14 protein-coding genes are annotated in these 16,257 nt (G+C 61.3%); 10 read left to right on the top strand and 4 right to left on the bottom strand.

Annotation, left to right across the window (positions count from 1 at the left end):
* Window positions 1–3 precede the first annotated feature (3 nt).
* The 4 genes from gatB to ATY02_RS05580 all read left to right on the top strand — a co-directional run bounded on the left by gatB (window position 4) and on the right by ATY02_RS05580 (window position 3,431).
* Window positions 4–1,449 carry an Asp-tRNA(Asn)/Glu-tRNA(Gln) amidotransferase subunit GatB gene (gene gatB / locus ATY02_RS05595; protein WP_068575774.1) on the top strand — a complete coding sequence of 482 codons (1,446 nt, stop codon included), beginning with the start codon at window positions 4–6 and terminating at the stop codon, window positions 1,447–1,449.
* A gap of 81 nt (window positions 1,450–1,530) precedes the next feature.
* A complete protein-coding gene (locus ATY02_RS05590) occupies window positions 1,531–1,938 on the top strand; it encodes a septal ring lytic transglycosylase RlpA family protein (RefSeq protein WP_068575772.1) in 408 nt (135 codons plus the stop codon).
* A 51-nt stretch (window positions 1,939–1,989) separates the two neighbouring features.
* Window positions 1,990–3,054, top strand: coding sequence for a calcium/sodium antiporter (locus ATY02_RS05585; protein ID WP_083235806.1), 1,065 nt, complete (start codon window positions 1,990–1,992; stop codon window positions 3,052–3,054).
* On the top strand, window positions 3,051–3,431 hold the full coding sequence (locus tag ATY02_RS05580; protein WP_068575767.1) for a carboxymuconolactone decarboxylase family protein: 381 nt from the start codon (window positions 3,051–3,053) through the stop codon (window positions 3,429–3,431). The genes ATY02_RS05585 and ATY02_RS05580 overlap by 4 nt, the downstream gene beginning before the upstream one ends.
* A 35-nt stretch (window positions 3,432–3,466) precedes the next feature.
* Here ATY02_RS05580 and ATY02_RS05575 read toward each other — a convergent pair whose 3' ends face one another.
* Window positions 3,467–4,408, bottom strand: a complete 942-nt coding sequence (locus ATY02_RS05575) for an AEC family transporter (RefSeq protein WP_068575765.1) — start codon at window positions 4,406–4,408, stop codon at window positions 3,467–3,469.
* A 214-nt stretch (window positions 4,409–4,622) separates the two neighbouring features.
* On the opposite strand from ATY02_RS05575, the gene ATY02_RS05570 reads away from it, so the two are divergent.
* Together ATY02_RS05570 and ATY02_RS05565 are read left to right on the top strand one after the other, a co-directional pair.
* Complete coding sequence (locus tag ATY02_RS05570; RefSeq protein ID WP_068575764.1) at window positions 4,623–6,263, top strand: phospholipase; 1,641 nt, start codon at window positions 4,623–4,625, stop codon at window positions 6,261–6,263.
* A gap of 13 nt (window positions 6,264–6,276) precedes the next feature.
* Window positions 6,277–6,468 carry a hypothetical protein gene (locus ATY02_RS05565; RefSeq protein ID WP_068575762.1) on the top strand — a complete coding sequence of 64 codons (192 nt, stop codon included), beginning with the start codon at window positions 6,277–6,279 and terminating at the stop codon, window positions 6,466–6,468.
* A 67-nt stretch (window positions 6,469–6,535) separates the two neighbouring features.
* Here ATY02_RS05565 and ATY02_RS05560 read toward each other — a convergent pair whose 3' ends face one another.
* The 3 genes from ATY02_RS05560 to ATY02_RS05550 all read right to left on the bottom strand — a co-directional run bounded on the left by ATY02_RS05560 (window position 6,536) and on the right by ATY02_RS05550 (window position 10,174).
* Window positions 6,536–8,263: an ABC transporter ATP-binding protein/permease gene (locus ATY02_RS05560; protein WP_068575760.1), complete on the bottom strand. Its 1,728-nt coding sequence runs from the start codon at window positions 8,261–8,263 to the stop codon at window positions 6,536–6,538.
* Window positions 8,264–8,358: 95 nt separating this feature from the next.
* A complete protein-coding gene (locus ATY02_RS05555) occupies window positions 8,359–8,919 on the bottom strand; it encodes a response regulator transcription factor (protein WP_068575759.1) in 561 nt (186 codons plus the stop codon).
* Window positions 8,912–10,174 (bottom strand): ATP-binding protein, encoded by a 1,263-nt coding sequence (locus ATY02_RS05550; RefSeq protein ID WP_068575758.1) that lies wholly within the window; start codon window positions 10,172–10,174, stop codon window positions 8,912–8,914. The genes ATY02_RS05555 and ATY02_RS05550 overlap by 8 nt, the downstream gene beginning before the upstream one ends.
* 259 nt (window positions 10,175–10,433) lie before the next feature.
* Here ATY02_RS05550 and ATY02_RS05545 point away from each other — a divergent pair, with 259 nt between their 5' ends.
* The 4 genes from ATY02_RS05545 to ATY02_RS05530 all read left to right on the top strand — a co-directional run bounded on the left by ATY02_RS05545 (window position 10,434) and on the right by ATY02_RS05530 (window position 16,139).
* Entirely contained in the window at window positions 10,434–11,153 is a 720-nt protein-coding gene (locus tag ATY02_RS05545) for an SIMPL domain-containing protein (protein ID WP_068575756.1), read from the top strand.
* A 218-nt stretch (window positions 11,154–11,371) separates the two neighbouring features.
* Window positions 11,372–11,935 carry a helix-turn-helix domain-containing protein gene (locus ATY02_RS05540; protein WP_068575755.1) on the top strand — a complete coding sequence of 188 codons (564 nt, stop codon included), beginning with the start codon at window positions 11,372–11,374 and terminating at the stop codon, window positions 11,933–11,935.
* Window positions 11,936–12,607: 672 nt separating this feature from the next.
* Complete coding sequence (locus tag ATY02_RS05535) at window positions 12,608–14,233, top strand: ABC transporter substrate-binding protein (protein ID WP_068575754.1); 1,626 nt, start codon at window positions 12,608–12,610, stop codon at window positions 14,231–14,233.
* 304 nt (window positions 14,234–14,537) lie between these two features.
* Window positions 14,538–16,139 carry an ABC transporter substrate-binding protein gene (locus tag ATY02_RS05530; RefSeq protein ID WP_068575753.1) on the top strand — a complete coding sequence of 534 codons (1,602 nt, stop codon included), beginning with the start codon at window positions 14,538–14,540 and terminating at the stop codon, window positions 16,137–16,139.
* The last annotated feature ends 118 nt before the right edge of the window (window positions 16,140–16,257 follow it).

Below are 16,257 nucleotides of genomic sequence, written 5' to 3'. Positions count from 1 at the left end.
CACATGCAATGGGAAGTCGTGATCGGGCTGGAGATTCATACCCAGCTCACCACCCAATCGAAGATTTTCTCCGGTAGCTCCACCGCCTTCGGTGCCGAGCCCAACACCCAGGCCAGCCTGGTGGACCTGGGCATGCCTGGCGTACTGCCGGTGCTGAACCAGGAAGCGGTGCGCATGGCGGTGATGTTCGGCCTGGCGGTAGACGCCGAGATCGGCCAGCACAACGTGTTCGCCCGCAAGAACTACTTCTATCCGGACCTGCCCAAGGGCTACCAGATCAGCCAGATGGACCTGCCGATCGTCGGCAAGGGCCACCTGGACATCCCCCTGGAAGACGGCACCGTCAAGCGCATCGGCATCACCCGGGCGCACCTGGAAGAAGACGCCGGCAAGAGCCTGCACGAGGAGTTCAGCGGTGCCTCCGGCATCGACCTGAACCGGGCCGGCACGCCGCTGCTGGAAATCGTTTCCGAGCCTGACCTGCGCAGCGCCAAGGAGGCCGTGGCCTACGTCAAGTCGATCCACGCCCTGGTGCGCTACCTGGGCATCTGCGACGGCAACATGGCCGAAGGCTCCCTGCGCTGCGACTGCAACGTCTCGATCCGCCCCAAGGGCCAGGTCGAATTCGGCACCCGCTGCGAGATCAAGAACGTCAACTCGTTCCGCTTTATCGAGAAGGCGATCAACTCCGAGATCCAGCGCCAGATCGACCTGATCGAGGACGGCGGCAAGGTGATCCAGCAGACGCGCCTGTACGATCCGAACAAGGACGAGACCCGTCCGATGCGCAGCAAGGAAGAAGCCAACGACTACCGTTACTTCCCCGATCCGGACCTGCTGCCAGTGGTCATCGAGGACGCCTTCCTCGCCCAGGTGCGCGCCACCCTGCCAGAGCTGCCACCGCAGAAGCGCGAGCGCTTCCAGCAGCAGTTCGGCCTGTCGGTCTACGATGCCAGCGTGCTGGCCTCCAGCCGCGAGCAGGCGGACTACTTCGAGAAGGTCGCCAACATCGCCGGCGACGCCAAGCTGGCGGCCAACTGGGTCATGGTCGAGCTGGGCAGCCTGCTGAACAAGCAGGGCCTGGAGATCGACGAAGCACCGGTATCGGCCGAGCAACTGGGCGGCATGCTCCTGCGCATCAAGGACAACACCATCTCCGGCAAGATCGCCAAGACCGTGTTCGAAGCCATGGCCAACGGTGAAGGCAGCGCCGACGAAATCATCGACAAGCGCGGTCTCAAGCAGGTCACCGATACCGGCGCGATCTCCGCGGTGCTGGACGAGATGCTCGCGGCCAACGCCGAGCAGGTCGAACAATATCGCGCCGCGGACGAAGCCAAGCGCGGCAAGATGTTCGGCTTCTTCGTCGGCCAGGCGATGAAGGCGTCCAAGGGCAAGGCCAACCCGCAACAGGTCAACGAGCTGCTGAAAAGCAAGCTCGAGGGCTGATCGGGCATGAAGCCGTGGCTTGCCAGTCGAAACGCGGTCCGCGTACCGCCGTCTTCGCTGGCAAGCCCGCCTCTTCCATCGATGCCTGCCAGCTTTTCTCCCCTACGATTTTTAAGGCAGTACCTGCTCGGCGCCTGCGCCCTGCTCGTACTGCTCAGCGGTTGTGCCAACCGTCACATCATCGACCCCAGGGGTTATGACGAGACCGGAACCGCCTCCTATTACGGCGCCCGCCATCACGGCAAGCACACTGCCAGTGGCGAGCCATTCGACCAGCACGGCCTGACCGCCGCCCACCGCCAATTGCCATTCGGCACCCGGGTGCAAGTCACCAACCTGGCCAATGACAAAAGTGTCGTGGTGCGCATCAACGACCGGGGCCCGCATACCCGTGGACGCCTGATCGACGTGTCCCGCGCGGCAGCACAGCAGTTGGACATGCTACAGAGCGGCACCGCCAAAGTGCGCGTCCAAGCCCTCAGCGACTGACCTTTCCGGAGCCTAGCCATCACTGCCTTTGCCGAACTGCCCCTGCTCAGCCTGATCCAGCTCATCAGCGGTTTGCTGATGCTGATCGCCGGCGCCGAGCTGCTGGTCCGCGCGGCCGTGCGCCTGGTGGCCCGCCTGCATGTGCGCCCACTGCTCATCGGCCTGACCATCGTGGCCTTCGGCAGCAGCGCCCCACAAATGGCCATCAGCCTGCAAGCGACGCTGGGCGGCAGCACCGATATCGCCGTAGGCAGCGTGATCGGCAGCAGCATCTTCAACATCCTGGTGACTCTGGGCCTCTCGGCACTGATCATTCCGCTGCGGGTTTCCCGGCAATTGGTACGCCTGGATATTCCACTGATGATCGGCGCCAGCCTGCTGGTATTCGCCCTCGCCTACAACGAACACCTCACACCCCTCGACGGCGCGGTACTGCTGGCAGCCCTGGTGCTGTACCTGGGCCTGTTGCTGCGCCAGTCACGTCACTCCACACGCCTGCACGCCCCCGAACCCAGCGGCCGCCGCAAGGCCGCGCCATGGTTCAGTAGCCTGCTGCTGATCCTTCTCGGCCTGGGCCTGCTGGTATTTGCCGGGCACTTGCTGCTGGGCGCCGCCGTGACCGTGGCCGACGACCTGGGCCTGTCGGAACGGGTCATGGGCCTGACCGTGATCGCCATCAGCGCTTCGCTACCCCAACTGGCCACCTCGTTGCTTGCCGCCCTGCGGGGCCAGCGCGATATCGCCGTGGGCAACGTGATCGGCAGCAATCTATTCAACCTGCTGGGCGTCCTGGGCTTCACCGCGCTGGTAGCCCCCACGCCGCTCTCGGTCTCACCCAACGCCCTGGACTTCGACCTGCCGGTACTGCTTGGCGTGGCCCTGTTGTGCCTGCCGGTGTTCTATTCCGGCTATCGCGTGACCCGTGCCGAAGGCTTGCTGTTTCTTGGCCTGTACCTGGCCTATGGGCTGCACGTGATGTCCTTCACGACCGGCATGCCCCTGGCGGGCAAGCTGGAACACCTGATGCTGTTTTTCATCCTGCCGGCGCTGGTGGCGTTCCTGCTGTTCAGTTCGCTACGGGCCTGGCGCCGCCAACACAAGAAGGAAACGCCATGAGCGAGAACAATAAAAGCGGTCTAAAGATGCGTCGCCAGGTAATGGGCGATGCCTTCGTCGACCGCGCCCTGGGTAACGCCACCGAGTTCAGCCAACCCTTGCAGGACTTCGTCAACGAACATGCCTGGGGCGGGGTGTGGAACCGCGAAGGCCTGCCGCTCAAGACCCGTAGCCTGATCACCCTGGCGGCCCTGACCGCCCTCAAGTGCCCGCAAGAACTCAAGGGCCACGTACGCGGCGCGCTGAACAACGGCTGCACGGTCGAAGAGATTCGCGAAGCGCTGCTGCACTGCGCGGTGTATGCCGGAGTGCCAGCGGCCGTCGATGCATTTCGCGCCGCCCAGGAAGTGATAGACACCTACCAGCAAGACCAGTGACAACTCCTCGCCGGCCACCTGGCCGGCGAGCCACCTTAGATCCAGCCGCCCCACTGCAACAGGAAAATCCCGATATTGGTGGTCACCGCCGCCATCACCGTAGTGATGACGATGATCGCCGCTGCCAGTTCATGGTTGCCATTGGCCGCCCGGGCCATGACGAAGCTCGCCGCCGCGGTGGGGCTGGCGAAGTACAGGAACAGGATCCCCAGTTCGGCACCACGAAAGCCGCACAACCAGGCACCGAAAGTCGCCAGTGTCGGCAAGCTGATCATCTTCATCAGGCTGGAACTGACGGCCATCCGCCCACTGTTGCGCAAGGCCGCCATGGACAGGGTGCCGCCGATGCAGATCAGCGCCAGCGGCAGGGTCATCTGGGCCAGGTACTGCCCTGAAGTCTCGAGCCAGCCAGGCAGGCCGATCTGCCAATAGGCGAATGGCCCGGCCACCAGCACGCTGACGATCAGCGGGTTGCTGATCACGTTCTTGAAGATGCTCCAGGGGTCGGACTTGATCACCGGGCTGTACACGGCCAGGACGATGGTCGACAGGGTGTTGTAGAAAAGGATCACCAGCGCCGCCAGCACCGCCCCCAGGGAAATGCCATAGCTGCCATACATGCTGGCCGCCAGGGCCAGGCCGATGATCGCGTTGTTGCCGCGAAAGGCGCCCTGGGTATAGATGCCGCGATCCTCCCGCGGACAACGCCAGATCGCCCAGAGCCAGGCCAGGGCGAAACACGCCAGGGTCGCTACCGAGAAATAGACCAGCACCCCAGGCTTGAGCGACGAATGCAGGTCGGCGTGCACGATGCCCAGAAACAACAGTGCCGGCATGGTGACGTTGAACACCAGGGCCGAGGCGGTATGGATGAAGTTGTCATTGATCCAACCCACGCGCTTGAGCATCAGGCCAAGGAACAGCATGGCAAAGACCGGCGCCGTGATCGTCAGCGTTTCGAGAAAAATAGCCAGCATGCGCAGGGAACCTTGAGCCTGTCGTTAGGGCGCTAATGATAATCCAATCCCTCGGGGGAACACCCCCCGATCAACGACACTTGCGTGCCACGAAGAAAAACCACCGGCCAGATCATTCCTGCCTTGACGGGAAATGGTTTTCGTTTATCCTCAAAACAACTGTATATACATACAGTTAAATATGAATATCCAATGACATATCAAGGAGCTAGAAATGTCAGGACTCTCTGCACAGACGCAGCAACAACCTCAACATGCAGGCAAGATCGTCGCCGATCTGGATCGCCTGTTCAGCGAACAAGGCATCGCCATCACTGGCGACGGCGATGCCTTGGTACTGGTCGCCGACGGTCACCACACCATCAAGTACCATCGTCCGGAACACCTGCCCCACAACCCGCAAAAACCGCTCGGCAACGCCCCCCAGTTGCGCTTCGAAGGCGGTGAGCACACCGCGATTGGCGACAGCACACTGCTGCGCTTCGTAAAGGATGCCGCCCCCGTCCCGGCCTGGCAGGTCGAGCTGCACCTGCCCAATGGCCTGGCCCTGACCTACGGCCAGGTGATCGCCCTGGGCGGTGACTTCTATGGCATTCCCGACCAGCCGATCTGCGATGGTGCGACGCCGGTGGATCGGGTACAGCGCTTCAGCGCCGCCTTCAACTCCCTGGCGGTACTCCCTGGCGCCAAGGACGAGGCCCGGCAAATCCTGGCCGTGATGCAAAAGGAAATCGTCGCCGCCAACCAGGCCATCCGTGATGGCAAGCAGCCCCACGAAGCCTATGACGCCCTGGGCGATACCTTGTCCGAAGAGTGGAACAGGATCACCGGTGGCGGCAGCGCCGTTTCCGCCCTGTTCCCCCTGGGTCGCTATCTCAAGCTTGCAGCCAACAACGCCGACCACTTTGGCGAGTGGGCCCTGGCGGCCTACATCGCCGGCCATACCGCCGCGCTGCAACAAGCGGTATTGGCAGGCAAGAGCGCGGAAGACAAGCAACTGGAGCTGGCCTATGCGATGAACGCCTTCGCCGACCACTTCCTGACCGACCTGTTCTCCGCCGGCCATGTGCGCGTACCGCGCAAACAGGTGGCCGCAGTGGTCACGCCCAGCGACCTGGGCTCGCTGATCACCCGCTTCATGCACGATGAAGACAGCAAGTTCGGCCTCAATGTCAGCAATGGCCAGGGCGATCGCTGGCACTCCTATGGCGACAAGCGCTACTTCGATAGCGTCGACCACCGCAATCGCCAACAGGTGAAGCTCGCGGTACAACGCTCGGCGGATGAAATCTTCGCCAGTTACCTGAGCGGCAGCCTGCCGGCCCCGGCGAGCTATGCTGCGTTGAAAGTGGTTCCCGACCTGAACGCCGCCAAGACCGGCAACTTCTCGCCGCTGTTCGTGACCAAGGGCAGTGAGGTCCTGCGCCGCAGCGACGTCAATAACCTCAATGACAGCAAGACCATCGACAACTGGTGGGGCTGGAGCACCTACCTGCTGCTCAAGAACTACAGCCCGAACAAACCGGCAGGCTACCTGGATACGCCAAGCGCCGTACCTTCGATCCTCGCCGACGGCTGGCAGAGCCATGCTCCCAGCGAGCCCAACTGGCTGCCCGGGCATGCGGTGCGCTATGCCGTCAGCGAAACCAACGGCCTCAACGAGTCCTACATCGGTCCCTGGTCTAGCTATGTCGAGCTCGGCGACAGCTTCCAGCCGACCCTGGCCATCCCGGCCGGCACCACCAACAGTGCGGCCAGCGGGCGTAATGTCTTCCGCCAGTTCCGTGGCGGCTCACCGGAGCTGATCGGCTCCATCGACAAGAACGCCACTCGCTTCATCGACCGCAACGCTTGATAAGGAAATCACCATGGCTATCAATCTGAATCTGCAACTGGCCTCCGGCCAGTCCCTCAAGGACGCGCCACTGGAGCTGCTGCTCAATGGCACCCCCATCGCCCGTGCCAGCGTCGATGAGCGCGGCAACGTCGCCTTCAACGCCAAGCCGGGCAAGGGTCAACTGGCGGTAAGGGTCGACCGCTCGATCCTGAAGAACGCCTGACTCATCCCCAAAAAAAGACCCGCCCGGCAATACTGCCGTGGCGGGTCTTTGTCCATGTAACCGCAGGTCAGGCGTTCTGTGCCTGCTCGACCAGATGCCCCTGGTCGATGCGGATATGCCGTGGATGGAAGTGCTTGAGGCTACTGCGATGCCCGACACTGACGATGCTCAATCCCGGCAGTTGATCGATCAACGCCTGGTACAACGTGGCTTCGTCTTCCTCGTCCATCGCTGAAGTGGCCTCGTCCATGTACAACCACTGCGGTGCATAAAGCAGGGCACGGGCAAAGGCCAGGCGTTGCTGTTCCCCCGGCGACAGCATGCGCTGCCAGTGATTGCGCTCGTCCAGGCGTGCCACCAGGTGCGGCAAGCGGCAGGTCTGCAGTACCTGGTCGTAGCGCTCCTGGGGATAGCTGTCGCCCGACTGTGGATAACTCAAGGCGTCGCGTAGGCTACCGATAGGCAAGTAGGGCTTCTGCGGCAGAAACAGGGAACGCTGGTTCGGCAGGCGGATATTGCCGTGGCCCGTGGGCCATAGCCGGCCCATGGCGCGCAGCAAGGTGCTCTTGCCACTGCCGGAGCGGCCACTGAGCATCAGGCGCTCGCCGGGGTTCACGGTCAACTGTGCGCCGGCCAGCAAATGCCGGCCATCGGCCAGGTCCAGGCCCAGGTCACGCACCTGCAACTGCTCACCTTCGGCCTGTACGTCGATGGCTGCCGGACGCTCCTCGTTATCGCTCATGGCCTGGCGAAAGCTCAGCAGACGGTCGCAGGTAGCGCGCCAGGCGGCCAGGTCCGAATAGGCCGTGATGAACCAGCTGAAGTTCTCCTGGACGTTGCCGAAAGCCGAGTTGATCTGCATCAGCTCGCCCAGCTCGATCTTGCCGGAGAAGTAACGGGGAGCAGCCACGATGAACGGAAAGATGATCGCGATCTGGCCATAACCGGCGGTAAAGAACGTCAGGCGCTTGGACACCCTCATGATGTCCCAGAAGTTGTGCCAGACCTTGCTGAAACGGCCGCTCAGGCGTTGGTTCTCGTTCTTCTCGCCGTCATACAAGGCAATGCTCTCGGCGTTCTCCCGGACCCGTACCATGGAGAAACGCAGGTCGGCCTCGAAGCGTTGCTGCTGGTTGTTCAGCCCGATCAAGCGGCGCCCGATCAGATGGGTCAGCCAACTGCCGACCAGGGCATACACCAGGGCGCACCAGAACATGTAGCCGGGAATGGTATAGCCCAGCACCTCGATGCTGCCGGACACGCCCCAGAGAATGATGGAGAAGGACACCAGGCTGACCAGGTTGCGGATCAGCCCCAGGCCCAGCGCCAGGGTGTTGGTGGTGAAGCTGTTGAGGTCTTCGGAAATCCGCTGGTCGGGGTTGTCGGTGTAACCGCCCTGCTCCAGCTGGTAATAGTTCTTGCTGCCCAGCCAACGGGCGAAGTGCTTCTCGGTGAGCCAGGCCCGCCAGCGGATGGTCAGCATCTGGGTCAGGTACAGGCGGTACACCGCGCCCAGGATCGCCACTGCGGCGATGCCGCAGAAATACAGGATCAGATGCCAGAACGCCGCTTCGTCCTTCTTCTGCAAAGCGTTGTAGAAATCCTTGTACCAGCTGTTGATCCACACCGAGATCGCCACACTGAACAACGACAGGCCGATCACCGCGGCCAACAGCAGCCAGGCCTTGCCCTTCTCTTCGCTGCGCCAGTAAGGCGTGATCATGGCCCACACCCGACGGAAGAATTGCCCGCGCACAACATCGTTGACCGCGGAGTATTCAGCGTTCTGATTCATTATCGAGGCTCTATTGGGAAGCGAAGAAGCGTTGAGCCGATCATAGTCGAACGGCTCGCTTTTTCCTGTCGAGAAGAGAGGGATTCAATCGCGTATCAGCGACGAACCGGACGCTTCTGCAATTTGCGCTGCAAGGTGCGGCGATGCATGCCCAGAGCTCGGGCAGTGGCGGAGATGTTGCCTTCATGCTCGGTCAGGACCCGCTGGATATGCTCCCATTGCAGGCGGTCCACCGACATCGGGTTTTCCGGCACCAGGCTATCCAGGTCGGCATGCTCGGACAGCAGCGCAGCCAGCACGTCATCGGCGTCCGCCGGCTTGCACAGGTAGTTGCAGGCACCGCGCTTGATGGCCTCCACGGCGGTGGCGATGCTCGAATAACCGGTGAGGATCAGTACCCGCATCTCCGGGTCCAGCTCCAGCAGCTTGGGCAGCAGAACCAGTCCGGAATCGCCATCCATCTTCAGGTCCAGCGCGGCATAGTCCGGCAAGTCCTGCTGGGCCAGGGCCAGGCCCTCCTCGGCGGAACCTGCGGTGCTGACGCGAAAGCCACGACGGCTCATGGCACGGGCCATCACTCGGGTAAAGGTAGCGTCGTCATCCACCAGCAACAGATGCGGCAGTTCTTCACCTTCGACTTGGATCTCTTCACTCATGGTCGTCTCCTCGGGCGGCACGGGGCAGGCGCAGCTCGGTGAGCGTACCGCCTTCCTCATGACTGTAGAGTTTTACTGAGCCACCGGCGCGGGTCACGCTGGCCTTGCTCAAGAACAGGCCCAGGCCGAAGCCTTTGCCCTTGGTGGTAAAAAACGGTTTGCCAATCTGCTCGGCGATAGCCAAGGGTACTCCAGCACCGTGATCGCGAATACTGATGGTCAGGTCTTCGGCATCCCAGTCCAGGCGCACCTCCAGGCCCTCCGGGCAGGCATCGGCAGCATTGTTGAGCAGGTTGAGCAGGGCCTGGGTCAGGTCCGGTGGCGGCGCCAGGCGCGGCATTTCACCCTGCCCCAGCAAATGGAAGCGATAGCTGGCTTCCGGGCGCATCAGGTGCCAGCGGTTCAGGGCCTCGTCGAGCCACTGGGTGACATCCTGCATCTCTACCGCCATCCGCCGGTTGGCCTCGGCGGCGCGCACCAGTTGTTGCAAGGTTTCCTTGCACAGCTTCACCTGGTCCTGGAGCACGCTGAGGTCGTCCTGCAGCAGCGGATCGGGATGGTCCTGGCGCATCTCCTTGAGCAGCACGCTCATGGTCGCCAGGGGCGTGCCCAACTCATGGGCGGCGCCGGCGGCCTGGGTAGCCACGGCCAGCAATTGCTGGTCACGCAGGCCCTCCTCGCGGCGGATCGCCCGTAGTTCTTCCTGGCGCCGCAACTCCTCGGCCATCCGCGCCGCGAAGAAAGTGATTACCGCCGCAGCCAGGGCAAAGCTCAGCCACATGCCGTAGACCTGCAGGTTTTCCCGGGCGATGGGCAAGGTCTGTAACGGGTAGAACCAGGCCAGCAACAAGGTATAGAGGGCCAGGGCGATCCCCGAGAGCGCCACGGAGTAACGCCAGGGCAAGGTCACCGCAGCGATCGTCAGGGGCACCAGGTAATAGGACACGAAGGGGTTGGTGGAGCCACCGGAGAAATACAGCAGCACGCTGTGGATAAACAGGTCACAGGCCAGCTGCAGGGCATATTCCAGTTCCGTCACCGGCCAGGAGGTGCGCAGGCGGATGGCCGTAAAGGCGCACAGCACCATGGAGAAGACCAGGGTAATCCCCAGTTGCAGCCAGGGCAGCGGCAGCAGTTCGAGCCAATAGGCAAGCCCCACCGAACCGGCCTGAGCGGCCAGAACCAGGGTGCGGATGAAGGTCAGGCGCCAGAGGTTCTGGCGGGTCGCAGACAGCAATTTTACGGGGGCGAGCATGAGCTCTCCTGATGAGCGCTCCAGGATAATCGGCGGGAGTATAACCATGCCGCCCCCGACACAGGCAAAACTGCGGCAAAGCGCCACAGGAAAAAGCAGCGGCAAGTGGCAAGCTTTCAGCTACAAGCAGAAGTCCCGGGATAAGGGAGGCCAAGGTGTATCAAAGTTGTAATGGGTGCAACTGGGAGTAAAAGCTAGAGTCTTATCGCTCAACGCAAGCGCGAACCTTTGGCTTGCGAACCGTACTCAAGGAGATCCCATGCAGCCTTTCAGTCGCAACCTCGCCCTTCTCGCCCTCGGCGTCGCCTCCCTCGCCAGCCTTCCAGCGCAGGCCGCCGATGAGCTGCACTACAACCAGGTTTCCCTGCGCGCCGAGGCCAGCCAGGAAGTGGCCCGCGACCTGATGATCGTGACCCTCTACAGCGAGTCGCAGAACGCCGATCCGGCCAAGCTGGCAGCAGAAATCAGCACCACCATGAACAAGGCCCTGGAACAGGCACGCCAAGTCAAGGGCATCACCCTGAGCCAGGGCAGCCGCAACAGCTATCCGATCTACGACAGCAAAGGCCAGAAGATCACCGGCTGGCGCGAGCGTGCCGAACTGCGCCTGGAAAGCGCCGACTTCGCCGCCCTGTCCAAGCTCACCGGCGAGTTGCTGACCGACCTGAAGATGGACGGCATGGACTTCGCCATCGCCCCCGCGACCCGCAAGGCCAGCGAGGATGCCCTGCTCAAGGATGCCGTGCAGGCGTTCAAGGCTCGGGCACAACTGGCAACCGAAGCCTTGGGCGGCAAGGGCTACAAGATCGTCAGCCTGAATCTCAACGCCGATGGTTATCCGCAGCCCTATATGCGTGGTCCCATGATGATGAAGGCTGCCAGCGCAGATGCGTCCTCCTCCGTCACCCCGCAAGTCGAGGCCGGTACCAGCAAGGTCAACATGACCGCCGACGGCGCCATCGAAGTGCTGATGCAGTAAAACGCTTCCGGCCTTCCTGCAAACGGCGGTAACCTCCAAAGCGAGGTTACCGCCGTTTTTCGTTACAGACTGTTTCAAGCCAGCTCAGGAGAATTCACCTTGCTGCCCATGAGTTTGGCGAGTTCGGGATGTTAAAGTGTCGAACCTTAGTATTGCGCCTGTCAGGTATTACTGACGCCTGACAGGTAAATTGCTTTTTTCCTATAAGAGTCTCCTCAATGACCGCTGACCGCATCGGCGAACGCCTGCGTCGCTATCGCCGCGCCGCCAAGAAAACCCTGCGCCAGATTGCTAGTGAATCCGGTCTGACAGCCAGTTTCCTATCCCAGGCAGAGCGTAATCTGACAGGCGTATCCATCTCTTCCCTGGTCAACATCGCCAAGTCGTTAAACGTGCCACTCAATGCCCTGTTCGACCAACCGAGCCAGGCCCAGCCCGACTCCCATGATGGCGAGCGAGTGCGCTATACCATTGAGGGCCAGCCCCTGGCCTACGAACGACTCTCCAGTTCCTTTCCCGGCAACCTGATCAACGCCGTGAAGATGAACATCTCGGTGGGCTACCAATCGGAATTGATTTCCCACGACGGCTCAGAATTTTCTTACGTTCTTTCGGGACAAATCGTCTACACCATCGAAGGTCGCCAATACCCCCTGGGCCCTGGCGACTCGGTGCACTTCGACGCCACCAAGACCCACTGCCTGGCCAACGTCGGCGACGGTCCGGCAGAAGTCCTGACCATTACCACCATGGGCCTTTTCGACGACCGCCCGGCCTCCTGATCCCTACATACAAGGGCTTGCCGAACATCCTGGGCAAACCTTCACACGATAGAAATGTTAGTCATGCTTAATTTTCGTTGACCACAATTTCAGCATGACTTAATTTCCGCACCAGCGAGTCGTCGATCAAGAACACAACAAGTACTCGCCATCGCCGCATAGGGTCCGTGGGGCTCCATCCATCCCCATCGAGATAGAAAGGCGAGTGACCACGGCCCACAAGGCCAATCCTCAGATGCGCCCTAGAAAAAGAAAAAAAGAGGTTTGCATGTGTAAGATTTTCCAGCACCAGTCCTGGCAGGCAACAGGCCCGTCTTTCGACTCTCCGCGCCCCCGCGCCACCCGTATTCCCCGTCATCGCCATCTGGCCGGCCAGCCCCGCCAGCTCGGGCAGAAACAGCTCGGCATCCGCCTGGACAACGCACCAATACGAGGCGTAACCGCCCCTGGCTGCACGCTAAAAAGGCAGCAAATGCACCATAAAGAACCGGCGCAAACGGTCAAATGCGTCAAGTTTTATACAAATGCGTCATTCCTGTACGTTCGTGCCACTCTTTGAGGCTTGTGTCGGCCCCGCACCTTGCATTGGGTATGGGGCCTGCATAAGTATCGGCGGGTCGACTCACAAGGTCGCCCTCAACACAAACAATGACAACAAATCATGAGGCCACCATGTTCAAACAAGCAGTCATTCCGTTTTTAGTCAGCGCCGGTCTGCTGGCCAGCGCCCCCTTCGCCCAGGCCGCGACTAACCTGGTGTTTTGCTCCGAAGGCAGCCCTGCCGGTTTCGACCCGGGCCAGTACACCACCGGAACCGACTTCGACGCCTCTGCGGAAACCATCTTCAACCGCCTGAGCCAGTTCGAACGTGGCGGCACCAAGGTCGTCCCAGGCCTGGCCACCAGCTGGGACATCTCGGAAGACGGCCTGACCTACACCTTCCACCTGCGCGAAGGCGTCAAGTTCCACACCACGCCGTACTTCACTCCCACTCGCAACTTCAACGCCGACGACGTGCTGTTCACCTTCAACCGCATGATCGACAAGAACATGCCGTTCCGTAAGGCGTACCCAACCGAATTCCCGTACTTCACCGACATGGGGATGGATACCAACATCACCAAGATCGAGAAGATCGACGACAAGACCGTCAAGTTCATCCTCAAGTCGGTTGATGCCGCGTTCATCCAGAACCTGGCCATGAGCTTCGCCTCCATCCAGTCCGCCGAGTACGCCGACAAGCTGCTCAAGGAAGGCAAGACCAGCGACATCAACCAGAAGCCGGTCGGCACCGGTCCGTTCGTCTTCAAGAGCTATCAGAAAGACTCCAACATTCGCTACACCGGCAACAAGGACTACTGGCGGCCTGAAGACGTGAAGATCGACAACCTGATCTTCGCCATCACCACCGACCCGTCGGTGCGCATCCAGAAGCTGAAGAAGAACGAGTGCCAGGTCACCCTTTCCCCACGTCCGGCCGACCTCAAGGCCCTCAAGGAAGACAAGGACCTGAAGATGCCTGAACAGGCAGGCTTCAACCTGGGCTACGTCGCCTACAACGTGATGCCGGTCCTCAAGGACCGCACCGATGCCAACCCGCTGGCCGACCTGCGGGTCCGCCAGGCGCTGGACATGGCAGTGAACAAGCCGCAGATCATCGACTCGGTCTACCAGGGCGCCGGCCAACTGGCAGTCAACGCCATGCCGCCAACCCAGTGGTCCTACGACACCACCATCAAGGATGCCAAGTACGATCCTGAGAAGGCCCGCCAGCTCCTCAAGGAAGCCGGCATCAAGGAAGGCACCCAGATCACCCTGTGGGCCATGCCGGTCCAGCGTCCATACAACCCGAACGCCAAGCTGATGGCCGAGATGCTGCAGTCCGACTGGGCGAAGATCGGCCTGAAGGTGAACATCGTCAGCTTCGAGTGGGGCGAGTACATCAAGCGCTCCAAAGGCGGTGAGAACCAGGCGATGATCATCGGTTGGAGCGGCGACAATGGTGACCCGGACAACTGGCTGGGCACCCTGTTCGGCTGCGATGCCATGAACGGCAACAACTTCTCCAAGTGGTGCGACAAGCCATACGACGCACTGATCAAGCAAGCACGGGCCACCTCGGACGTGGCCAAGCGCACCGAGCTGTACAAGCAGGCGCAACATATCCTCAAAGATGCAGTCCCGATGACACCGATCGCACACTCGACGGTGTTCCAACCCATGCGCGCCAACGTGCAGGACTTCAAGATCAGCCCGTTCGGTCTGAACGCTTTCTACGGCGTGAGCATCGCCAAATAAAGCGCGGCCATGGCGACGTCCCTGACGTCGCCATGGCTGGACTGGCCCATTGAAAGAATCCAACCCGGACCAGGGAAAGGTGTCAATCGACACCCAGCCCAGTGAACTCCAAGGCGATTCGAACAAAGCTGCAGGCATGGAGCCGACCACGGCCCTCGTTTTCGCCCTCGAACCTCGACGCGAGGCAAGACCGTGCCTGCCAGCGGGCAATAGCTGACATGGTTTGGCATCAATGGCCTATACAGGCTCCAGGAAGGAGCCATGGCCCATTGATCATCACAACAAAAAATGGAGATGGATCATCATGCGTCACTCCTTGATTCTCCCGGCTTTGCTGGGCTGCGGCCTGTTGGCTGCCACCGCTTCAAGCGTCGCTGCCGAGCGCAGCCTGGTGTTCTGCTCCGAAGGCAGCCCGGCCGGCTTCGATACCGCGCAATACACCACCGCCACCGACAACGATGCCGCCGAGCCGCTGTACAACCGCCTGGTGGAATTCGAGAGAGGCGCGACCAACGTCTTGCCCGCCCTGGCCACCCGCTGGGACATCTCCGAGGATGGCCTCAAGTACAGCTTCCACCTGCGCGAGGGCGTGAAGTTCCACAGCACCTCGTACTTCAAGCCAACCCGTGACTTCAATGCCGACGACGTGCTGTTTACCTTCAACCGCATGCTCGACGCCGAACACCCGTTCCGTAAGGCCTACCCGACCGAGTTCCCCTACTTCAACGGCATGAGCCTGAACAAGAACATCGCCAAGGTCGAGAAAACCGACCCACTGACCGTGGTCATGACCCTCAACACCGTGGATGCAGCGTTCATCCAGAACCTGGCCATGAGCTTCGCCGCGATCCTCTCCGCCGAATACGCCGAGCAACTGCTCAAGGCCGGCACGCCCAGCCAGATCAACCAGAAGCCCATCGGCACCGGGCCCTTCGTGTTCCAGCGCTACCAGAAAGATTCGCAGATCCGCTACGCCGCCAACCCACATTACTGGGACCCGAGCCGGGTCAAGCTCGATCGGCTGATCTTCGCCATCAACACCGACGCCTCGGTACGGGTGCAGAAACTGCGCGCCGGCGAATGCCAGATCACCCTGCATCCGCGCCCTGCGGATATCGAGGCCTTGAAGAACGATCCGAAACTGCAGGTGATCGAGAAGCCCGGGTTCAACCTCGGCTACATCGCCTACAACGTGCAGCACAAGCCCTTCGATCGCCTCGAAGTACGCCAGGCGCTGGACATGGCGGTGAACAAACCGGCCATCCTCAACGCCGTGTACCAGGGCGCCGGGCAACTGGCGGTCAACGCCATGCCCCCCACCCAGTGGTCCTACGACGACAGCATCAAGGACGCCGCCTACAACCCGGAAAAGGCCCGCGAACTGCTCAAGGCCGCCGGCGTCAAGGAAGGCACCGAAATCAACCTCTGGGCCATGCCCGTGCAGCGCCCCTACAACCCCAATGCCAAGCTGATGGCTGAAATGCTGCAAGCGGACTGGGCGAAGATCGGCCTGAAGGTGAAGATCGTCAGCTACGAATGGGGCGAGTACATCAAGCGCACCAAGAACGGTGAGCACGACATCAGCCTGATCGGCTGGACCGGCGACAACGGTGACCCGGACAACTGGCTGGGCACTCTGTATAGCTGCGACGCCATTGGCGGCAACAACTACTCCATGTGGTGCGACCCGCAGTACGACAAGCTGATCAAGCAAGCCAAGATCGTCACCGATCGTGAACAACGCAGCGTGCTGTACAAGCAGGCCCAGCAATTGCTCAAGCAGCAAGTGCCGATCACCCCGGTGGCCCATTCGACGATCAACCAACCGCTGAGCGCGAAAGTCGAAGACTTCAAGGTCAGCCCCTTTGGACGCAATTCCTTCTCCGGTGTCAGCCTGACCCCATAACCGACGAGCCTAGAACCGCGAGGACGATTTTCGTCCTCATGCAGGCGTATTGCCTGAATTCGGCGAACGAACCGAATGCAAACGTTTGCGATGCCTTGAATGAGTTCCAAAAACCAGC

The organism is Pseudomonas sp. BIOMIG1BAC, from assembly GCF_001705995.2.
Taxonomy (GTDB): domain Bacteria; phylum Pseudomonadota; class Gammaproteobacteria; order Pseudomonadales; family Pseudomonadaceae; genus Aquipseudomonas; species Aquipseudomonas sessilinigenes.
This window is presented reverse-complemented; position numbering and strand designations above follow the sequence as displayed.

What these genes read in the sequence shown, in the direction of transcription:
- ATY02_RS05530 (WP_068575753.1), top strand. Translation starts at nt 14,538, where the DNA reads ATGCGTCACTCCTTGATTCTCCCGGCTTTGCTGGGCTGCGGCCTGTTG.
- ATY02_RS05575 (WP_068575765.1), bottom strand. Translation starts at nt 4,408, where the DNA reads ATGCTGGCTATTTTTCTCGAAACGCTGACGATCACGGCGCCGGTCTTT.
- ATY02_RS05535 (WP_068575754.1), top strand. Translation starts at nt 12,608, where the DNA reads ATGTTCAAACAAGCAGTCATTCCGTTTTTAGTCAGCGCCGGTCTGCTG.
- ATY02_RS05560 (WP_068575760.1), bottom strand. Translation starts at nt 8,263, where the DNA reads ATGAATCAGAACGCTGAATACTCCGCGGTCAACGATGTTGTGCGCGGG.
- ATY02_RS05580 (WP_068575767.1), top strand. Translation starts at nt 3,051, where the DNA reads ATGAGCGAGAACAATAAAAGCGGTCTAAAGATGCGTCGCCAGGTAATG.
- ATY02_RS05570 (WP_068575764.1), top strand. Translation starts at nt 4,623, where the DNA reads ATGTCAGGACTCTCTGCACAGACGCAGCAACAACCTCAACATGCAGGC.
- ATY02_RS05555 (WP_068575759.1), bottom strand. Translation starts at nt 8,919, where the DNA reads ATGAGTGAAGAGATCCAAGTCGAAGGTGAAGAACTGCCGCATCTGTTG.
- ATY02_RS05590 (WP_068575772.1), top strand. Translation starts at nt 1,531, where the DNA reads ATGCCTGCCAGCTTTTCTCCCCTACGATTTTTAAGGCAGTACCTGCTC.
- ATY02_RS05545 (WP_068575756.1), top strand. Translation starts at nt 10,434, where the DNA reads ATGCAGCCTTTCAGTCGCAACCTCGCCCTTCTCGCCCTCGGCGTCGCC.
- ATY02_RS05540 (WP_068575755.1), top strand. Translation starts at nt 11,372, where the DNA reads ATGACCGCTGACCGCATCGGCGAACGCCTGCGTCGCTATCGCCGCGCC.
- ATY02_RS05550 (WP_068575758.1), bottom strand. Translation starts at nt 10,174, where the DNA reads ATGCTCGCCCCCGTAAAATTGCTGTCTGCGACCCGCCAGAACCTCTGG.
- ATY02_RS05565 (WP_068575762.1), top strand. Translation starts at nt 6,277, where the DNA reads ATGGCTATCAATCTGAATCTGCAACTGGCCTCCGGCCAGTCCCTCAAG.
- gatB (WP_068575774.1), top strand. Translation starts at nt 4, where the DNA reads ATGCAATGGGAAGTCGTGATCGGGCTGGAGATTCATACCCAGCTCACC.